17 protein-coding genes, 1 tRNA gene and 1 pseudogene are annotated in these 19946 nt (G+C 64.7%); 10 read left to right on the forward strand and 9 right to left on the reverse strand.

The window, feature by feature from the left end:
• Nucleotides 1–70 precede the first annotated feature (70 nt).
• Entirely contained in the window at nucleotides 71–901 is an 831-nt protein-coding gene (locus tag BpN12_RS18535; RefSeq protein WP_246796962.1) for an undecaprenyl-diphosphate phosphatase, read from the forward strand.
• 97 nt (nucleotides 902–998) lie between these two features.
• Here the strand turns inward: BpN12_RS18535 and trmB are convergent, their stop codons facing one another.
• The gene (gene trmB, locus BpN12_RS18540) at nucleotides 999–1781 is read right to left on the reverse strand and encodes a tRNA (guanosine(46)-N7)-methyltransferase TrmB (RefSeq protein WP_246796963.1); all 783 of its coding nucleotides are present in this window, start codon (nucleotides 1779–1781) and stop codon (nucleotides 999–1001) included.
• A 227-nt stretch (nucleotides 1782–2008) separates the two neighbouring features.
• The gene (locus tag BpN12_RS18545) at nucleotides 2009–3256 is read right to left on the reverse strand and encodes an MFS transporter (protein WP_246796964.1); all 1248 of its coding nucleotides are present in this window, start codon (nucleotides 3254–3256) and stop codon (nucleotides 2009–2011) included.
• A gap of 275 nt (nucleotides 3257–3531) precedes the next feature.
• Between BpN12_RS18545 and BpN12_RS18550 the strand changes: the two genes are divergently transcribed.
• Nucleotides 3532–4524 (forward strand): GlxA family transcriptional regulator, encoded by a 993-nt coding sequence (locus BpN12_RS18550; protein ID WP_246796965.1) that lies wholly within the window; start codon nucleotides 3532–3534, stop codon nucleotides 4522–4524.
• A 96-nt stretch (nucleotides 4525–4620) separates the two neighbouring features.
• Here the strand turns inward: BpN12_RS18550 and BpN12_RS18555 are convergent.
• Nucleotides 4621–4695, reverse strand: a tRNA-Gly gene (locus tag BpN12_RS18555).
• A 189-nt stretch (nucleotides 4696–4884) separates the two neighbouring features.
• Here BpN12_RS18555 and BpN12_RS18560 point away from each other — a divergent pair.
• A pseudogene (locus BpN12_RS18560) lies at nucleotides 4885–5674 on the forward strand (IS5 family transposase).
• Between the two features lie 109 nt (nucleotides 5675–5783).
• Here BpN12_RS18560 and BpN12_RS33320 read toward each other — a convergent pair.
• Nucleotides 5784–5918, reverse strand: a complete 135-nt coding sequence (locus BpN12_RS33320; protein ID WP_280529155.1) for a hypothetical protein — start codon at nucleotides 5916–5918, stop codon at nucleotides 5784–5786.
• A 237-nt stretch (nucleotides 5919–6155) separates the two neighbouring features.
• Nucleotides 6156–6881 (reverse strand): DUF5343 domain-containing protein, encoded by a 726-nt coding sequence (locus tag BpN12_RS18565; protein ID WP_246796966.1) that lies wholly within the window; start codon nucleotides 6879–6881, stop codon nucleotides 6156–6158.
• Nucleotides 6882–7983: 1102 nt separating this feature from the next.
• On the opposite strand from BpN12_RS18565, the gene BpN12_RS18570 reads away from it, so the two are divergent.
• The 5 genes from BpN12_RS18570 (at nucleotide 7984) to BpN12_RS18590 (ending at nucleotide 13938) form a co-directional block, all read left to right on the forward strand.
• Nucleotides 7984–8289, forward strand: a complete 306-nt coding sequence (locus BpN12_RS18570; RefSeq protein WP_246796967.1) for a hypothetical protein — start codon at nucleotides 7984–7986, stop codon at nucleotides 8287–8289.
• A gap of 45 nt (nucleotides 8290–8334) precedes the next feature.
• On the forward strand, nucleotides 8335–10887 hold the full coding sequence (locus BpN12_RS18575) for a type VI secretion system Vgr family protein (protein WP_246796968.1): 2553 nt from the start codon (nucleotides 8335–8337) through the stop codon (nucleotides 10885–10887).
• Nucleotides 10888–11067: 180 nt separating this feature from the next.
• Complete coding sequence (locus BpN12_RS18580) at nucleotides 11068–11967, forward strand: DUF4123 domain-containing protein (protein WP_246796969.1); 900 nt, start codon at nucleotides 11068–11070, stop codon at nucleotides 11965–11967.
• A gap of 22 nt (nucleotides 11968–11989) precedes the next feature.
• Entirely contained in the window at nucleotides 11990–12439 is a 450-nt protein-coding gene (locus tag BpN12_RS18585) for a DUF3304 domain-containing protein (RefSeq protein ID WP_246796970.1), read from the forward strand.
• Entirely contained in the window at nucleotides 12436–13938 is a 1503-nt protein-coding gene (locus BpN12_RS18590) for a T6SS phospholipase effector Tle1-like catalytic domain-containing protein (protein ID WP_246796971.1), read from the forward strand. Before BpN12_RS18585 ends, BpN12_RS18590 begins: the two co-directional genes overlap by 4 nt.
• A 60-nt stretch (nucleotides 13939–13998) precedes the next feature.
• Here BpN12_RS18590 and BpN12_RS18595 read toward each other — a convergent pair whose 3' ends face one another.
• Nucleotides 13999–14958: an AEC family transporter gene (locus tag BpN12_RS18595; RefSeq protein ID WP_246796972.1), complete on the reverse strand. Its 960-nt coding sequence runs from the start codon at nucleotides 14956–14958 to the stop codon at nucleotides 13999–14001.
• 356 nt (nucleotides 14959–15314) lie between these two features.
• Here BpN12_RS18595 and crcB point away from each other — a divergent pair, with 356 nt between their 5' ends.
• Nucleotides 15315–15701, forward strand: a complete 387-nt coding sequence (crcB, locus tag BpN12_RS18600; RefSeq protein ID WP_246796973.1) for a fluoride efflux transporter CrcB — start codon at nucleotides 15315–15317, stop codon at nucleotides 15699–15701.
• Nucleotides 15702–15788: 87 nt separating this feature from the next.
• Here the strand turns inward: crcB and BpN12_RS18605 are convergent, their stop codons facing one another.
• Nucleotides 15789–16352, reverse strand: a complete 564-nt coding sequence (locus BpN12_RS18605; RefSeq protein WP_198250096.1) for a YggT family protein — start codon at nucleotides 16350–16352, stop codon at nucleotides 15789–15791.
• Between the two features lie 76 nt (nucleotides 16353–16428).
• Nucleotides 16429–17358 (reverse strand): Rossmann-like and DUF2520 domain-containing protein, encoded by a 930-nt coding sequence (locus tag BpN12_RS18610; protein WP_246796974.1) that lies wholly within the window; start codon nucleotides 17356–17358, stop codon nucleotides 16429–16431.
• 417 nt (nucleotides 17359–17775) lie between these two features.
• On the opposite strand from BpN12_RS18610, the gene BpN12_RS18615 reads away from it, so the two are divergent.
• On the forward strand, nucleotides 17776–18066 hold the full coding sequence (locus BpN12_RS18615; RefSeq protein ID WP_246796975.1) for a hypothetical protein: 291 nt from the start codon (nucleotides 17776–17778) through the stop codon (nucleotides 18064–18066).
• Nucleotides 18067–18332: 266 nt separating this feature from the next.
• Here the strand turns inward: BpN12_RS18615 and BpN12_RS18620 are convergent, their stop codons facing one another.
• Entirely contained in the window at nucleotides 18333–19904 is a 1572-nt protein-coding gene (locus tag BpN12_RS18620) for a UbiD family decarboxylase (protein ID WP_246796976.1), read from the reverse strand.
• Nucleotides 19905–19946 lie beyond the last annotated feature (42 nt).

Consider the following 19946-nt stretch of genomic DNA (forward strand, 5'->3'; position numbering starts at 1 on the left):
CGGGCCGCATGCCGGATCACAGTACCGGATGGCGGCCCCGTTTTCCGCAACTCTGACGAACGGGCCACCGATGGACTGGATACTGATCTGCAAGGCGCTGATACTCGGCGTGGTCGAGGGCTTGACCGAATTTCTGCCCGTCTCGAGCACCGGCCACCTGATCGTCGCCGGCAGCTTTCTCGACTTCAACGCCGACCAGGCGAAGACTTTCGACGTGGTGATCCAGTTCGGCGCGATCCTGGCCGTCTGCTGGGAATACCGGCGCCGCATCGGCACCGTGGTGGCGGGGCTGCCGTCGCGGCCCGAGGCGCGGCGCTTCGCGCTCAACGTAGTGATCGCCACGCTGCCCGCGATCGTGCTCGCGCTGCTGCTGGAGAAGGCCATCAAGCGCGTGCTGTTCTCGCCGGTGCCGGTTGCGTTCGCGCTGGTCGCGGGCGGCGCCGTGATCCTGTGGGCCGAGGCGCGCCAGCGCGAGCGCCGCGAGCCGGCGCGCGTGATGTCGATCGACGCGCTGACCCCGCTCGACGCGTTGAAGGTCGGCCTCGCGCAATGCTGCGCGCTGATTCCCGGCGTGTCGCGCTCCGGTGCCACCATCATCGGTGGCATGCTGGCCGGGCTCGACCGGCGCGTGGCCACCGAATTCTCGTTCTTCCTCGCGATCCCGATCATCTTCGGCGCGACGCTCTACGAAACCGTGAAGGACTGGCATGCGTTCTCGGCCGATTCGATCGGGCTGTTCGCGATCGGGCTGGTGGCCGCGTTCGTGAGCGCGTTCGCCTGCGTGCGCTGGCTGCTGCGCTACGTGGCCTCGCACGATTTCACCGTGTTCGCGTGGTACCGGATCGTATTCGGGCTCGTCGTGCTGCTGGTGGGCTACAGCGGCTGGCTGAACTGGAGCTGAGCCGCGGCGGCCGATGGGGCCGGCGCCATGAAAAAGCGGCAACGCATCGCGATCGATGCGTTGCCGCTTTTGCGTTCAGGCCTTCGGGCCTTTGGGCTCAACCCGCGCGCTTGCGGAACACCAGATCCCAGACGCCGTGCCCGAGCCGCAGGCCGCGCCGCTCGAACTTCGTGACGGGGCGATAGTCGGGGCGCGGCGCGTAGCCGTCGGCGGTGTTTTCGAGCTGCGGCTCGGCGCCGAGCACGTCGAGCATCTGCTCGGCGTAATTCTGCCAGTCGGTCGCGCAGTGAAGGTAGGCGCCGGGCTTGAGCCGCGACACGAGCTGGGCCACGAACGGCGGCTGGATCAGGCGGCGCTTGTGATGGCGCGCCTTGTGCCACGGATCGGGGAAGAAGATGTGGACGCCGTCGAGGCTGTCCGGCGCGAGCATGTTCTCGAGCACCTCGACCGCGTCGTGCTGGATGATGCGGATGTTGCTCAGGTCCTGCTCGCCGATCAGCTTCAGCAGCGCGCCCACGCCCGGCTCGTGGACTTCCACGCCGAGGAAATCGTCGTCGCGGCGATGCGCGGCGATCTCGGCCGTCGAGGCGCCCATGCCGAAACCGATCTCGAGGATGCGCGGCGCCTCGCGGCCGAACACCGTCGCCCAGTCCAGCGGCTCGGGCGCGTAGGGCACCACGTAGCGCGGGCCGAATTCGTCGAGCGCGCGGCGCTGCCCCGTGGACACGCGCCCGGCGCGCGTCACGAAGCTGCGGATGCGGCGCAGGTGGAGCGGGTTCGTGTCGTCGGACGGCGCACCGGCGGCGTCGTGGTCGGGCTCGCGGGCATCGTCGGCGGCGCCGGACGGCGGCAGGCCGGTTGGGTCGGAATCGTGAATCATGGTGGTCAGTGTGGGCGAATCGCGCGCCGGTGCCGCGTTCGCGGGCCGGACGGCGGCCCGCTACCGTTCGATGGCGGCTCGGTATGAAAAAGCCGCCTTCGGTGAGGCGGCTTCGCGCGAGTTTCGGGCCACAAGGGCAGGCCGAAAAAGGGCATGTAAGGTAGCACGGACGGGAGCGCTTGTCCAGATTGGGCGGCCGCTGTTACCGCCGCCGCGGCGCGCCGCTCTCAGGCCGATTTTGCCGCCGCCGCCGCCGCGCGCGTGCCGCGCTGCGTGCGCACCCAGGCCAGCGTCATCGCGGCGGCGATCGCCAGCAGCGGGAACGTGACGAGATTCAGGTCGACCCAGCCGAAGCGTTCGAGCACCGGCCCCGCGCCGAGCGTGGCGAGCGCCGTGAACAGATAGCGGACCAGCTCGGCCGTGCCCTGCACGCGGGCGCGCTCGGACGGCGTGTGCGACGAGGCCAGCAGCGTGGTGCCGCCCACGTACATGAAGTTCCAGCCGATCCCGAGGCTCAGCAGCGCGACGTAGAACGCCGGCAGCGCGGCCGAGAGCGAGGCGATCACGGCCGCCGCCGCGCTCAGGGCCATGCCCGCGAACAGCACCGCCGGCATGCCGAAGCGCTTGATCAGGCGGCCCGCGAAGAACGACGGGCCGTACATGCCGACCAGATGCCACTGGATGATGCTGGCGCCGTCGTCGATCGAATGATGGCAGGCCACCGCTGCGAGCGGCGCGGCCGTCATCACGAACATCATCACCATCCCGCCGATCACGTTGTTGGCCAGCGCCGCGAGTGAAATCGGCTGGCGGAACACGGTTCGCAGGCGGCGCGCCGGCGCGTCGGCATCGAGCGTGGCGCCGTCCGGCGGCGTGTCGCGATAGCCGGCGGCCAGCAACAGCGCCGACGCCATGCCGAGGATGGCCACCATCAGGTAGGAGCCCGCGAACAGCGCCGGCAGCAGCGTCTTGCTCCAGGCCGCCAGCATCGGCCCGAGAATCGCGGCGATCACGCCGCCCGCCAGCACCAGCGAGATCGCGCGCGCCTTGTCGTCGCCTTCCACCGAATCCGCGGCGGCGAGCCGGTAGTACTGGGCGAACGCCTGGAACACGCCGACCGCCGCCGTGCCGAGGCAGAACAGCCAGAACGCCGCGTGCCACACCGCCCAGACCGAAATCGCGCCGCCCAGCGCGCAGGTCACGGCGCCGATCACGAAGCCGCGGCGGCGCCCGATGCGCTGCATCAGCAGCGAGGCGAACAGCGTCGCGATGGCGCCCGACACGGTGATCGTCGCGAACGGCAGCGTGGCCAGCGACTTGTCCGGCGCGAGCTGGTAGCCGGTCAGGCCCGTCAGCGTGAGATCGATGGCGATCGCCGCGGTGAAGAGCCCCTGCGCGACGGCCAGCACGAATGCGTTGGAACGGCGTGCGGACACCGCCTGCGCGGGTGGTGCGGGTTCGGGTCGGGTCGTCATGGTGCGCACCACCGGGGCCGGGCGTGGCGGGGCGAATCGCGGAATGCCATTGCTTGCTGCTCCAGAGATCGTCGGGCAGCGCATTGTCGCCATCGCGCGGGAATGGCGAAAGGACGAACTTCCCTCGTTTTTCGCCATTGGTATGGATTGGCGAATTTCGAGGGAAACGATGCTTCACGACGGGCGATTTCCGCGCCATCATGGCGTGTCGCGCCGGCGGTCCGAGCGATAGCAATCGCTGGTAACCGGTCGGCGGCGAGCCTTCATGGAGCAATATGCGCAACGCCGTCACGCGCCCGGGCGCCGCCAGCCGGGACATCGCCTTTCTGGTTTTCAAGGGCTTCCAGATCCTCGATCTGAGCGGGCCGCTGGCCGCCTTCGACGTCGCGGGCAAGTCCGGCGGCGCCGGCGCCTATCGTTGCCACGTGGTGTCGCTCGATGGCGGCGGCATCGTCAGTTCATCGGGGCTCGAGGTGGCGACGCGCAGGATCCGGGCGGCGCCGTATGACACGCTCGTCGTGGTGGGCGGGGACGTGTCCGGCCATCCCGCCACCCTGCCGCTGATGTCGGCGCAGCTGACGCGCGCCGCGCGCAAGGGGACGCGCCGCATCGCGAGCGTCTGCACCGGCGCGTTCATCCTCGCCGCCGCCGGCCTGCTGGACGGGCGGCGCGCCACCACGCACTGGAAGCACGCGGCGGCGCTGCAGCGGCAGTTTCCACAGGTCAGGGTCGAGCCCGACCGGATCTTCACGCACGACGGCGGCATCTGGACCTCCGCCGGCATCACGGCCGGGATCGACCTGGCGCTGGCACTGATCGAGGCCGATCTGGGAAGCACGGTCTCGCACGCCGTGGCGCGCATGCTGGTGGTCTATCACCGGCGGCCGGGCGGCCAGTCGCAGTTTTCGGCGATGGCGGACATGGCGCCGTCGTCGGACCGGATGCGCGAGGTGCTGACCTACATGCGCGAGCATCTGGACGAGGCGCTGCCCACCGAATTGCTCGCGTCGGTGGCGTGCCTGAGCCCGAGGCAGTTCGGGCGCCTGTTTCTCGCGGAGACGGGGGAAACGCCGGCGAAGGCCGTCGAGCGCTTGCGGGTGGAGGTGGCGCGGCCGCGCGTCGAGGAAGGCGTGGAGCCGATCGAACTGATTGCCGCCAGCGTCGGCTTCGGCGACCCGGAGCGGATGCGGCGCGCGTTCATCCGGATTCTCGGGCATCCGCCGCAGGGGATTCGGAGGATGGCGGGACGCGAGGGGGCGATCGCTTAGACGGCAGCGACAGATTCTGCGAAACCAAGGGATGCGGGGACTGCGGGAGGGACGACGGACTGCGGAGAGATCCGGGACCTCGATGGACTGCCGAGGTGGAGCGGGCGATGGGAATCGAACCCACGTCATCAGCTTGGGAAGCTGAGGTAATGGCCATTATACGACGCCCGCAGAACGCGTGATTGTACAGGGGGTTGGCCGGGGAGGGCAAGCGTCGGATTCTGGCTGCTGGCATCGAATCTGGCATGGATCGATGTTGGCGCGGTGGCGTCGCGAGGTCGGAGCGGGCGGGCGTGCAATGCACTTAGAACCGCTAACACAACCTAGACATGAGGCAGCAGAAGTCGTATCGTCTGCGATATGGCAAGACGCAAAATCAGCAACGAGTTGTGGGTGGCGCTGGAACCTTTGATTCCGGAATTCACTCCCTCGCCCAAGGGAGTCGATGACCGAGCTGCGCTCAACGGCATCCTGTATGTGCTGCAAACCGGCATCCCGTGGGAAGACCTCCCGCAAGAGCTGGGTTTCGGCAGTGGTATGACGTGTTGGCGACGTCTGCGAGACTGGCAAGCGGCCGGTGTATGGCATCGGCTGCATCTGGCGATGCTGCGTCGGCTGCGTGAGCATGACCAGATCGATTGGGAGCGCGCCAGCCTCGATGGAGCCAGCGTCTCCAACCCCCGGGGGGCCAGGAAACCGGCCCCTACCCGACGGACCGCGGCAAGCTCGGATCGAAACGACACATCGTCGTAGATGCACGCGGCATCCCGCTGGCTGTCACGATCACGGGAGCCAACCGGCACGATTCGATGGCATTCGATCCACGCTGGATGCCATTCCTGCCGTGGCTGGCCTGAATGGTCAGCCGCGCAAGCGGCCGACCAAACTGCATGCTGACAAAGGGTATGACTTTGCGCGTTGTCGACGTTATCTGAAACAGCGGGGCATCAAGGCCCGTATCGCCCGGCGTGGTATCGAAAGTAGCGAACGGCTGGGACGGCATCGTTGGGTCGTCGAGCGCACACATGCCTAGTTCGCCGGATTCGGCAAGCTTCGAATTCGCTTCGAACGGCGTCTCGATATTCATGCCGCTCTGCTTGTCCTGGCTGCCGCAGTCATCTGCTCCAGATTCGTGGATGACTTGTGTTAGCGGTTCTAAGGACAAGCACGAACCGCAGAGTAAGAAGTGATGTTCCTCCCCCGGCAGGCAAAAAGTAGCGAACTCCCTTAGGAGAGGAGCCCGCTACTTTGGGTGTTGATCAGTCGAAATTGAAACTCAGCTGACCGGGCGCCGACCGCCAGTGCGCGCACACATGTTCCAGATTGCCGAAGCGAATCCGCGTGTAGTTACGCACGAAGACGGTCTTTGCTTGCTCGCGAGCGAGGTTGAGCATAAACCCTCCGTGTAAGGAGGTTGAAAGCGATTCTTGCCCCCAGCTCCCTTGTCGCGTAGACTACAAGGGTTATCCGCGAGATAACTGTGGGCGACAGAGGCACGCCTTAACGCGCTGTCTTTTGCTCGCCGGCGCCCCCAACGTTTCGATCTCCTGCCAGAGATCGAGGTGTTGGGGGCGTTGTTTTTTCGGCCGGGCTACTGCGAGCTATGTAACCGGGGCCGATTCATCTTCTTTTCATTCTTTCCCTTCGGGCGTGAAGCCCTTCCACCGCTTGATATACGCTGCGAGCATCGTTTGCAGCATCACCCAGTCGTCTGCGTCGAGGCCTTTGGGGACGATAATCTTTGCACCTTGCTGCTTCCCGGGAAGAGGGATTTCAAATCGTTCGACCTCTGGATCGTCGACTTCCTGAGGCAACTTTCCGCTGGTGTCACTCGGTCGTTGTTCTTCTTCAACGGCTTTAGGTGATTTCCTGCTGCCGCCGTTGCTTTTGGGGGCTGGGGGAGCTTTGACGTGCGGCGATACCTGGATTCCACACTCTTTTGCAGCCGGAATGAAGAACGCGATGGTCTTCGTCAGCGTACTTCCGCTAATCCCGAGTTCACGAAACTTGTCGGTCATTTGACCGCCGCTTGCGTGGCTCAGGTCGAATTCAGCGTCGTTGAAGAGGAAGGCGTATGACTCACGCAGGATGGGGCCGAGCGTAGATTTCCTAGCATCGTCATCGGCGAGGACAAACGGCTTGAAGTGATCTCTGGGTTTGCCGACGTCATCGATAAAGCCAAGAAAGCGGAGTGCAGCGATGGTTCCCGATTGCTGTGATCCGGAGGCTTTCGGCATCACCGTCTTGTCGATGCGTGCCGGGACCGTGCCTGCGTCTCGAAGCTTATTCAAGAACCCGACGAATGACCCGTAGGAGATGACGGGCGGTGTTGCGAGCTTCTCTTTGCTGCTAGCCATGTGATCTACCAGACGGGAGTGATCGATAGCAGCAAATCTACCATTGGTTTTTGGCGTTTGCAAACGAATTCCAGGGCGGCGCGCCGTCAGTTGTCTAATTCTTGATCGATTTGACCATGATTGATCAGAGATTTCATCACGATTTTCCTTGTTTTCATTTCATATAAGTCATTGATTTATAAGGTAAAAATTAGTTTTTTGGAATTTTGGGGACTTCTCTATGATATTTCCTGTTGTGAAGAGTCGTGAGACCTCGTGAGACCTCGCGAGACCTCGCGAGACCTCGCGAGACCTCGTGAGACCTCGTGATGCGTCGTGACGTGTGGTGAAGTGCAACAGAGCATCCCAACGCGCACTGACGAGCTTCGGGGGGAGGAGCCAAGGTGTGCGTGGACTTCTGAATGAGTGAGATGCAAGACGCCCAATGCTCGTGAACTAATGCAAAAGTAGCTTTGGTCCGCTGTTTTTCTAACGAGCGTTCGGAGGCGTTCGATCGACGCCTGCTACCTCGCATATGTCGGGCAGGTGAAATTGGTCAATTTCATGCGTCCACGTGAGCTATATCGTCAGCTTCCTGATGTCGGTGCTGGCGTGAAAACTGGCGTCGCTGTGAGCCCCGCAGGGACAGTGGTTTCTCGTGGAGCTGGGAGAAATCGTGACGTGAGAACGCGCGTGGATAGTGGTTTTAATTAACGCGCTGGGGCTTGGGAAGCTGAGGTAATGGCCATTATACGACGCCCGCAGAGCGCGTGATTGTACAGTGAGGTGGGTGGGCAGAGCAAGTGCGAGGTTCCGCAGGCCGGCGCCAGCGACACGAGCCCGGTGCCGATGGATCGTGTCGGGCAGGCATGCGGCTTCCAGGTCCGCGGTGCAGCCGTCGTTCAAGCGGTTTCGAGTTTGCCTTGCCGCAGGCCGTCTTCGTTTTTCATACAGTTTCATACAGCCGAACTGCAATCATGCGCCGACGAGGAATCGTCAATTCCGGACGGCGTTGGTGCGATTTTTCCAACAATTCATGATTTTCAGGTAATCGTCGTCGGCCGCGCTGATTTTCCATAGCGGAGCATGCCGCTTTCTCATTCTTTCATTCGGATTTCTTTTATTGAAAGACGCGTATGCCGCCTTGATGATCGAAAGATCGGCCGCGGGCAAGAATGATCCGGCGACCGGCGAATTGCACCCTGAGTCTTCGCACGCGAAGCTGGTTGGAAGAAAGCATGGCATGTTTCGTCTAAAGCCTTTCGGAAAATCCTCAAGCGACAACAGCCTGCATTCACTTGCCGCCGATTGCAATATCATAGCGGCGAGCTTCAACGCCTGGTTTGTCGTGCAATTGCCGGCCGCGGATTATTACCGCTTCCCGGTGCCTGTCCGCGCCGGGTTGGGCGAAGGGCGGCCGTACCCCTGAGAGAAAGCCCCGCGGGGCTTGCCATAAACAAGAACCGGGCAGCACATGAATTCGACCGATTGGAGTGAGGCGCTTCGAGGCGGACTGATTCAGCAGGATCGTCTCCTGAAGACAGACATGCCATCGCTGCCCGACAACGCGCTCGTCCCTCGCCGCGCTATCACCTGTTCCGAGCTTGGCCGGGACTTCGGCGTCACGCTCGACATGGTATCGACCGCGAACGACATCGAGCTGAAGACGCTGATGGCCCAGCCCATGACGCTGTGGATACAGCAGGACGACAAGTCCTGTCTGCCGATCAACGGCTATATCCATACGGCTCGCCGGCTCGGCGCCGAAGGCAGCCAGACCAGTTATCAGCTGGCCTTCGCCTCGTGGATGCATTTCCTTCGATTTCGCCGCGACATGCGGTATTGGCAGGATCAGGGCGCCGACGCCATCCTCACGGACGTCTTCAATGCGCATCCGCAAGCGAACGGGCAATTCCAGTTTGTGCTGTCGAAGCCCTTGCCGCCGCGCTCGTATTGCCGTCAGAGCGAATCGGACTGGAACTTCGTGCATCGCCTGATGGAGGAGGAAGGGCTGTTCGGCTTCTGGCGGCAAGGCAAGGACGGCAGGTCGCATACGCTGGTCGTGACCGACGACGTTCATTCGCTCGATGAGATATCGGTCAATCCCGTCGTGTTTTCCCGGTCCGGCACCGGCAGCAAAGCGGGTGCGTTTACGCAGTGGGCGGGCTCGCGGACCTTGCAGAGTGCGGTGCATACGACGCGCACGTTCGACTACAAGGCGCCGTCATCGGCTGCCAATCCGAAAGGGACTTCGCTGCCGACGATGGCGGGCCAGGGAAATTTGCCGGAGCAGGCGGAGGTTTACGAATACACGGGCGCGTACACCTACGGCGTTCAGGATCGTGGGGACCATCTTTCCAGAATGCGGCTGGAAGAATGGGAGTCGCGGGCGAAGCGTTTTTTCGCGGCGGGTGGCGTGCGGGGTATCGATGCGGGCCTGCGGTTCGAATTGAGCGGTCATCCGGAGCATGATCGCGATCCGGCCGGGCAACGCGAGTTCGCGGCGATCAAGGTCCGGCGCTACATCGAGAACAACCTGCCGCTATCGGATCACGAGGCCGGTTTTCCGCACAGCCTGCAGGCTGCGTTGACACGCGCGAAGGCCGGGTATTCGTGCGGATCGGTGGTTCACGATGACGGCTCGGTGGGTTTCTATCTGGCCGAGGTGGAAGCGCAGCGCACCACGGTGCCGTATCGCAGCCGGTTCGAACACGGGAAGCCGGAGATGCACCTGGAGACGGCGATCGTCGTCGGTCCGTCGGGTGAGGAGGTCTATACGGACGAACTGAACCGGGTGAAGGTGAGGTTCGTCTGGGACCGGCAGAACGAGGGAGGCGCGGGGGCGTCGTGCTGGGTGCGTGTCGCGCAATCGGACACGGGCGGCGGCTATGGCGGCGTGCATATGCCACGCATCGGCGAGGAGGTGCTGATCGGCTATCTGGGCGGCGACTGCGACCGGCCGATCGTGCTGCATCGCGTGTACAACGGCAAGGTCAAACCCCAGTGGCACGGCAACGGAATTCTTTCGGGACATCGCTCGAAGGAGTACGGCGGCAGCGGCTACAACCAGATGGTGATGGACGACGCGACCGGCCAGAGCCGCGTCCAGTTGATGAGCAGCAGCGCCAACAGCCTGCTGCATCTTGGGTATCTGATCGATCAAAGCGGCAACACGCGCGGTGGCTATCTGGGCAGCGGCTTCGACCTGCGTACCGACGATTACGGCGCGGTGCGCGCCAGCCGCGGTCTCTACGTCACGACGTACGCGAAGCCGGCCGGCAGCCAGCCGCTGGACGTGCGCGAGGCGCAACGGCAGATCGTCGATGCCGATAGCATGGTCGAGGCAATGTCGGAGGCAAGCCAGACTCACCAGGCGGAAAGCCTGGGGGATGGGAGCGATGCGCTGAAGGCGTTCAGCGGGGCGATACAAGGCAGCGTGTCGGGTTCGCAGGCGGGAGGACGGACGGCAGGCGGCGGGACCGGCAGCGCGAATGCGTTCAAGGCACCGGTCATGCTGATGGCGAGCCCGTCCGGTATCGCATTGTCGACGCAGGACTCCTTGCATGTGTCGAGCGATGGACAAACGAATCTGGTGAGCGGCCAGGGCATGTTCCTGGTCAGCGGGAAGTCGCTGATGGCGAGCGTTGCGGAGAAACTTAGCCTGTTCGTGCAGAACGCGGGGATGAAGTGGTTCGCGGCGAAGGGCAAAGTGGAGATCCAGGCGCATTCGGATGACATCGAAGTCACGGCCCAGAAAGCGCTCAAGATCCTGTCGGCCACCGCGAGTATCGAGGTCGCCGCCAGGCAGGAGATCCTGCTCACCTCGGGCGGCGCCTATATCCGGATCAAGGATGGCAACACCGACATTCACGCTCCGGGAACGATCGACGTCAAGGGAGCCCAGCACGCGTTCGCCGGTCCCGCGAGCTTGCCGTATCCGCTTCCAGGCCTGCCGCAGTCGATCTGCGTCGAGTGCCTGTTGAAACGCGCTGCGTCCCGAGCCGCGCTGATCACGAAGGGGGTGTGACATGCCTTTCGTTACGGTGGCCCCCGAGGCCGCTTCAAGCGTGCAGATTCATGTCATGGCCGAGCCCGTGCGGAAGACGGTGCGCGGTCAGGTACGCGCACCGCGCTCGGCATGCGCTGAATGCCTGCGGCGCAGAGCGGCTACCCGAGCGGCGTTTGTCGACAAGGAAAAGGTCGTGAAATGACGGAAGCCTCGACCGTATTCGCAATGGCACGCGCGCTGAGCGCCCAGGCTTATGTCCTGGCGGATCCCGCTCAGGACGGAACCTTGCCGGGCGCATTGCAATTCGATTCCGCGCGCGCCGTCTGTCTGCTTGACGGCGCGGCTGACGTGATCGCCGTCGCCCCGCATCTGATCGAGATCGACGAGGCGAATTTTCATCGCGCGGGAGCATGGCTGGATCGTCATGCGTCGAAGGTTCCGTGCGCGACGCTGCTGATTTCCGCCCTGCCGCTGGAGATGCTCGCGAGGCACTTGAGTGCATTCGTCGATGTCGTGCTGCCGGACCGGACGATCATGGCGCTGGCCTTCTGGGACCCGGCTATTCTCGCGGTCCTGGCCGGTGCGCGCGGAGACGATATGCAGCCTGTCCGCGGCCCGGTGCTGGCTGCCGGACAACGGCAGGCATTTCTCGGCCCTGTCCTGGCATGGTGGTACTGGGACCGTGCCGGCCATCTTCGATCCCTCGACTGGAGCGGCGGCGCTGCCATACCGAGGCTGGAAATCCATCCGCCCCTGAACCTCGACCAACGGCAGGTCGATGCGCTGGTCGAGGCCAGCGTGCCGGACAGCATCCTGTACTACATCAGGCTCAACATACCGGGCCTGCTGCTACGGATACCGGAATCGGAGCAGTACGCATTCGTATACTCGCAGATCCTGAATGCCCGAAAATATGGACTGGAGGGGACCGGCGACCTCGTCAATTTTTGCTGCGTCGCGCTTGCTTATGGCGATGCATTTGACACGCTACCGGAAGTTGCCGTTTTGCTGGAGCAGGTCAGGAGCAAGGCCATGAGCTTCCACGAATTCATGAAAAAATTTCCGAGCGATATCCCGACAATCGACGCGGCTCATTGACGATCTACTACCGAATGGCGAAATGAAAACGAGACCCGGAATTGCACTCAATGCGGCGGCTTGCCGTCTGCTCGTTGGCTTGCTGTCGTTGCTGCCGCTGGTGGCCTGCTCGGAGAGAACCATGAATCTGGATGTGTCGATCTACAACTACTGGCCACGTGCGATCTATGACGTTGCCGTCAATGGTCAATATGCGGGGGGGGCTTATATGGGCTATCACCCTGGTGGCGCGGGTGGGTCGGTTGTTTGTTGTATCAAGGTCAAGCCCGGCCCGATAACGATCGAATATTCTCTCGGAGGCTCTGAAGGAATGCCGAGATTGGGCGAGAGAATTCATGCGACTGCCGTTCTGCAGGCATTGCCGGACAATTCCAAGGTCCTCACCATGCATGTGTATCCCAATGGAACGGCTTTTGCCGAAGCATCGAAGGAATACGTCGACGAGCGGCCGGAACCGGAGGATAAAAAATGACGTCGTCGCAGCCACAGTCCTCGTCGACGACGCAAATCATATCGGCCGCTACGCGCGACGTACCGAAGACGCCTCCGACGGCAAAGCAGGATTGCTCCGACGTTCTTCATCTGGCTTTCTTCTTTGACGGTACCGGGAACAACCGCGACGCGGATGCAGCCGGGCAACGATGGAGCAACGTCGCGAGGTTGTTCGATGCCGCGATGAACGATCCATCGAAAGGGATCTACCGGTTCTACATCAGTGGCGTCGGCACCCCCTTCAACGGCGAGGTGTCCTGGGTCGACAAGCCCGATGTGTGGCTCGAGGACCATGCCCTCGGCGGTGCGTTCGGCGCCGGCGGAGACCGTCGTCTGCTCGATGGCGAAGACCGCATGAATCAGGCGTTGCGCCAGGCGGTGGTCAACAACGCGAAGAAGATGGGCGGCGAGGTCAAGCAATACGTCGATAAGAACAAGGATGCCAGCCTGAATGATTTGAACAAGGCAATCGGGGCGCATCGCCTTATCAAGGTCATCAACATCTCGGTAATAGGCTTCTCCCGCGGCGCGGCGCTTTCCCGTGCGTTCGTGAACATGCTGGTCGGGCAATGCAGGAAGCAGGCAGACGGCTCGCTGGCATTGAATGGCTTTCCGGTCCGTTTCACGTTCCTGGGCATATTCGACACGGTGGCGTCGTTCGGGATGCCCGCGCACAACATCACGCTTCCGCTGGAACAACGGGACCTGCGAATTCCCGCCTGTGTCGAACGTTGCGTGCATTACGTCGCCGCCAACGAGCTTCGTTATTCGTTTCCGGTAGACTTGATTCGCGAAGGCGGCAAGTACAAGTCCGGTTGGACCGAAAAGGTCTACCCCGGTGTGCATTCCGACATCGGCGGGGGATATGGGCCAAACGAGCAGAACCTGGACGGGAACTATGCCCGTATTCCGATGACCGACATGCACCAGGAAGCGCTGAAGGCGGGCGTGCGCCTGCTGTCGATGGCGGACATCAAGCGCACCCTCGCTCCTATCTTCGATCGCTTCACCGTCAAGCCCGAAACACAGAAGAACTATCAAGCCTACATGAGCGCGGCAAATCCGACGGGAAGCTCGGTTGAAGCCGATATGCGGTGCCACATGAAGTCGTACTACGAAAGCAACGGAACGCTTTCACGAAAAAAGCAGCCACTGGCCGGCCAGACGTCGTTCAACAGCAGTTCGATCAAGCACGCCATGTGGGGGACGATCGACATCGAGGCGCCAGCCTATGCCGAGGCATTGAAGACACATCGCGATATCGTCGTGACCAATCGCGGCACCGCCGAAGAGCGGGTGTTTTTCTACACGTTCAAGCCCGAGCAATGGCGGCTCGATGCCTGGTTGACGAACGCTCCCGACAGCATCGTCAATTTCTTTTCCCACTACGTTCACAACTCCAAGGTTGACTTCATTGCGAACGTCGAACCGTTCAGCTACTTCCGACCGCGCGGCGTCTTCGAGCAAAAATCGGCATGACCAGGACAATCGCCGTGCGTGTGGAAACGCCCCGATCCGGGGCGTTTCACTTCGCCTCCCTCACCGGACCGGCGCAAACAGATAAATCGCCACCGACAGCGTGACGATGCTCACGAGCGACGACACCACCAGCGTCGTCCCCGACACCGCCGGCCGCACGTTCGCGCTGGCACCGAACACCAGACCGAAGAAGCCGGCCGGAATCGCCGTCAGCAGCACGGCTTCGGCCTTGATGACGGGCGGCAGACGGAACAGCGTGGCCAGCGTCCAGACGATCGCGGGCTGCACCAGGTTCTTGATCACCGTGCCGAGCACGACATTGCCGCTGATGCGGATCGGCTGCGCCGACAGCATCAGCCCGGTCAGAAAGAGTCCGACGCCCGCGGTGGCGGCAGTCATCGGTGCGAGCGCGGTGCCGACGATCGGCGGCACGCGCAGGCCGGACAGCGCCACGATCAACCCGAGCAGCGGGCCGATGAAGATCGGCTTCTGCACCGAATGCCGGAGCGCCACGAGGAACTTCCCGAGCGCGGAATCGCGCGAATCGGGCTGGCCCTCGGCCGACGTATGCATGTCGAGGAACGCGAGCGTCAGCGGCGAGATCGTCACCGAGCCGACCGCGATGCAGATCGCCACCGGCAGCCCGGCCTCGGCGCCCCAGAACGGCATCAGCAGCGGCAGGCCGATCGACGCGAAATTCGGAAACGCGGTGGTCAGCGTCTGGACCGAGGCCGTGCCGAGGTCCTGCCCGCAGGCGCGGCGCTGATGCAAGAACACCGGCAGGTAGACGATCAGCAGCCCGAGCGCGATGACGAGCGCGAGCCGCCCGTTCTGCACGATCACGTCGTGGGGCGTGCGCGCGATCGAGATGAACAGCGTGAGCGGCAGCGCGAACTGCATCAGCAGCACGTTGAGGCTCTTGACGTTGAGGTTGTCGACCAGCTTGCGGCGGCCGGCGAAGTAGCCCAGCAGAAGTCCGACGTACACGGGCAGCAGCGCGGTAATGATCAGGATGAGCATAGGGGGCATGGACAAGGGGAGGGCATGCCGGCCCGGCTGCAGGCTGCGTGCGGCCACGCGCCTGACATGACGGTCGAAACACGGCATGAGGGATTGCCGCCGCGGCGGCACGGCGACAACCCATCCACAATAGGCGCTCGACGCCGTTTCGAACTTGTCGTCGTGCAAGTTCCGTGTGTCCGAACCCGATAGAAATGACTTGTCGTGCCGCGGCCCGCCGCGATCGCGTTTGTTGCCGGGACATTGCCTTACCCGGCTTGCAGCGCCTAAAGTAATGCGACCGATGCCGCGCCGGTCCCGCCTTCGCGCCCGGAGGCGCCGGCCAGCCTCCGCTCACCGTCTATCCAGGAGCCCTCTTGCTATTCTCGATCGCCGCGATCTTCATCGGCGCCGGCCTCGGCGCGCTGCTGCGCTGGGGCTTGAGTCTCGCGCTGAACATGGTCATGCCGCAGCTTCCGCTCGGCACGCTCGCCTCGAATCTGATCGGCGGGTATCTGATCGGCGTCGCGATCGTCGTGTTCAATACGAAGACGGGCCTGCCGCCCGAGTGGCGGCTGTTCGTGATCACGGGATTCATGGGCGGGCTCACCACCTTTTCAACCTATTCGGCCGAGGTGATGCAGCACGTGGTGGACGGGCGGCTGGGCTGGGCGGCGATCGTGGCGTTCGTGCATCTGATCGGCTCGTTCACGCTGACGCTGCTCGGTATCCTGACGGCGCGCGCGTTGCTGCTGCCGGCGTGACATCGACGTCGCGCGCCGGCACCGCGCAGGCGATGCCGGCCGCCGCCGCAAAATCCAGGGGAGCCCGGGCGGCGGGGCGTCAGCCGTTCAGAGCGTAAACAGCGTCATCGAGATCGCCGCGCGCGTGACGATCATGATCAGCACCTGCACGATCACGAACAACAGGATCGGCGAGAGATCCATGCCGCCGAGGCTCGGCAGCACGCGCCGCAGCGGGTTGAGCAGCGGCGCGGTCAGCGGGAACAGGATCTCCATGGCCGGCGAGCGCGGATTGAGCCACGACAGCAGCGCCATCAAGATCGTCATCCACAGCACCAGGTTCAGCGCCCATTTCACGAGCGTCAGCAGCGCGACGATCACGAGCGTGGGCAGGATCGACAGCGCGTCGATGCCGGCCAGCGACATCATCAGCAGCACGTAGACGAACGCGGTGAGCAACGCGGCCACCACGCTGGCCCAGTCGATGCCGCGCGTGCCGGTGATCACGCGGCGCAGCGGCAGCACGATCCAGTTGGTGGCTTGCAGCACGGCCTGCGTGACGGGGTTGTAGGGGGGGACGCGCACCGCCTGCATCCAGGCGCGCAGCAGCAGGGCGGCGCCGAACAGCGTGAACAGGGTGTTGAGCAGAAAGCGGGCGATTTCGCCGAGCATCGTTGAAATCCTTAGTATGACTGTCGGGTAGCGTGCGGCCGCCGTGCGAAGGTGGCCTGCATCGGGCGTCACCTTATCACGGCTCGCGGCGCGTGGGGGCAGGCCGGACCAGCTGCGAAGCGAGCCGCGCGTCGACGCTGCCGGCCAGCGCGTCGAGACCGGCGGGCGGCGCCGCGCGGCGCCTGGCGAGCCCCACGGCGCGGCGCGTCATCAGCGCGTAGAGCACGGCGTGATCGTCGCCGAGTTCGTCGAGCAGCGCGAGCTGCCGCTCGACGATGCCGGCGTCGCCGCGCGATACCGGCCCCGCCAGCGCGTCGGCGAGCCCCTTGTCGCGCGCGGTCTCGATGGTGCCGGACAGCATCGGCAGCAGCGCGCGCAGCGCGTCGGCCTCGTCCATGCCGAGTTGGCGCCACAGCGCGACGGCTTCGGCCAGGCCGCAGAGCGCGAAGCTCGCCGCGTAATTCGCGGCCGCGTGATAGAGCATCCGGCCGCCGGACGGAATCGCCAGCGGCTGGCAGCCGAGCGCGGCGGCGAGCGCATCGAGCACGGGGCGTAGCGTGCCGTCGGCCTCGATCGTGACCGAACAGCCTTCGATGCGGGTCAGGTCGGCGTCGCCGCCGCCGAACAGGTAGAGCGGGTGGAAGCCGCCCGTCTGCGCCTGCTGAGCGCGCGCGGGCGCCAGCAGTTCGACGCTCGACGCGCCGCTGCAGTGAACCAGCGCCTGCGCCGGCGCGCGCGCCGGATCGAAGCGCAGCGACGCGGCCACCGGGCCGATGCCGTCGTCGGAGACGGTCACGAAGATCAGATCGGCGGCATCGACGACGGCCTGCGCGCTCGCGACGGCCATGCAGCCGTCGATCCGCGCGGCGAGCGCCTGCGCGGATGCCGGCGAGCGGCTCGCGATCGCGACCACCGGAAAGCCGGCCTGCGCGAACCGGCGCGCGAGACAGCGGGCGAGCCGGCCGGCGCCGATGAAGCCGAGACGGGGAACGGACGGAAGCGACATTGCAGTCATGGCAGTGCGGCACGGGATGAATCGGTCAGCCGCCAGTATCCCGTATTTGCCGCGTTATCCGCCCGACTCGCTACAAAACCCGACGAAATCGCCGGGCGACGGCGGCAACTTCGCGCGGAATTTGTAATCAATCATTACCTGTCCCGCCGCCGCTTCAGGATTAACTATCGGAAAAGCTGACCGATTCGCTTGATTGATCGCAAGGCCGAGGTCCGGCAGGCGGCCCCGGCGGGCCGTCCCGCCCCGTGAAAAGCCGCGCCGGGCGTGTCCATGGGGCAAGCTGCAATTGCAATTTGCAACAAATGTGGATGGTTCGCGGGAAGGGATTTCGCTACATTGAACCCATACAGCAAGGCATCCGTCGCTGTCCATGTGGCCGGCCGACGAAGTGCCGCCAGGAGAACCGAAGTGAAAAAGCTCATTCCGCTCATCGCTGCCGCCGCGCTCGGCCTCGGGGTCGCGAGCGCCGCCCAGGCCCACGTTTCGATCGGCGTCGGCATCGGCCTGCCGATCGCGCCGGCCTATCCGGTCTACGCCGCGCCGCCGCCCGTCGTCTATGCGCCGCCGCCGCCCGTCGTCTATGCTCCGGCGCCTGCCTACTATGGCCCGCCCCCGGTCGTCGTCGGCGGCTACTACGGCCGCCCGTACTGGCACCATCGCGGCTATTACGGCCACGGCTACTACGGCCGCCACTGGTAAGCACCGGCAGGCCGGTGCGCCCCATCGCGGCGCGGCACGGGAAACCGTGTCGCGCCGTTTGTTTTTTGAGCGGGAAGGGAGGAAAAGAGCACGGCGAGCGAGCGCGTGACCGGGCCGGTTCGAGCCCGGTAGCCCGTCCGCCGGGGCGGGGCGAATTCGTAACCGGCTGAAACGGCGCGCGCCGCGATGAGCGCGGCGCCACTTCGCCAGCCGGCGAAGCGGAAGCAGCGCATCAGCGGCCGGCGGGCCTCGGAACGAGATCGGGCTCAGCCGAGCCCGATCTCGTTCCAGAGCGTATCGACGCGCGCCTTCACGGCCGCTTCCATCTCGATCGGGCGACCCCATTCGCGCTGCGTCTCGCCAGGCCACTTGTTGGTGGCGTCGATGCCCATCTTCGAGCCGAGGCCGGCCACGGGCGAGGCGAAATCGAGGTAGTCGATCGGCGTGTTGTCGACCAGCACGGTGTCGCGCACGGGATCGACGCGCGTGGTGATCGCCCAGATCACCTCCTTCCAGTCGCGGATGTTCACGTCCTCGTCCACCACCACGATGAACTTCGTATACATGAACTGCCGCAGGAAGCTCCAGACGCCGAACATCACGCGCTTCGAGTGGCCCGCGTAGCTCTTCTTCATCTGCACGATCGCCATCCGGTAGCTGCAGCCCTCGGGCGGCAGATAGAAGTCGGTGATCTCGGCGAACTGCTTCTGCAGCAGCGGCACGAACACTTCGTTGAGCGCGACGCCGAGCACAGCGGGTTCGTCGGGCGGCTTGCCGGTGTAGGTCGAGTGGTAGATCGCGTCGCGACGCATCGTGATGCGCTCGACGGTGAACACGGGGAACCATTCCTGCTCGTTGTAGTAGCCGGTGTGGTCGCCATACGGGCCTTCGAGCGCGTGTTCGTAGGCCGCCGCGCCGCGCGTGCCGGCCGGCCGCGGCGGCGCGCCGGCGGGCGCGGGCTCGGGCGTGCCGGTCTGCGGGTAGATGAAGCCCTCGAGCACGATCTCGGCGCGCGCCGGCACCTGCAGCCCGTCCACGCCCGGCGTCAGGCACTTCGCGAGTTCGGTGCGCGCGCCGCGCAGCAGCCCGGCGAACTGGTACTCGGACAGCGTGTCGGGCACCGGCGCGACGGCGCCGAGCGTGGTGGCCGGGTCGGCGCCGAGCACCACGGCCACCGGATAGGGCTTGCCGGGATTGGCGAGCGCGAATTCGCGGAAATCGAGCGCGCCGCCGCGATGCGCGAGCCAGCGCATGATCAGCTTGTTGCGGCCGATCAGCTGCTGGCGGTAGATGCCGAGGTTCTGGCGCGTCTTGTTCGGGCCGCGCGTGACGGTGAGCCCCCAGGTCAGCAGCGGGCCGACGTCGCCGGGCCAGCAGGTCTGGATCGGCAGCTTGTGCAGGTCGACGTCGTCGCCCTCCCAGACGATCTCCTGGCACGGCGGCGCGGACACCGTCTTCGGCGCCATGTCCCACACGGCCTTGGCCAGCGACAGCAGCTTGCCGGCGTCGGCAAGGCGCTTCGGCGGATCGGGCTCCTTCAGCGCCGACAGCAGGCGGCCGACGTCGCGCAGCGAGGTCAGCGCCGTGGCGTCGTCGGCCGCGTCGGCGTCCACGCCCATGCCGAGCGCCACGCGCCGCGGCGTGCCGAACAGGTTGCCGAGCACCGGAAACCGATAGCCGTCGGGCGCGTCGAACAGCAGGGCCGGGCCGCCGGCGCGCAGTACCCGATCGCACAGCTCGGTCATTTCGAGCTCGGGCGACACCGGCTGGGTGACCCGCCGCAGTTCGCCAAGACCTTCGAGGCGCTGGGAAAAATCGCGTAAGTCTTTGTATTTCATCAGAGTATTGCCGGCGCCCGGAAATCGGGCGCGATGGCGGCG

Origin of the sequence: Burkholderia perseverans, from assembly GCF_022870505.1 — a bacterium.
GTDB lineage: Bacteria > Pseudomonadota > Gammaproteobacteria > Burkholderiales > Burkholderiaceae > Burkholderia > Burkholderia plantarii.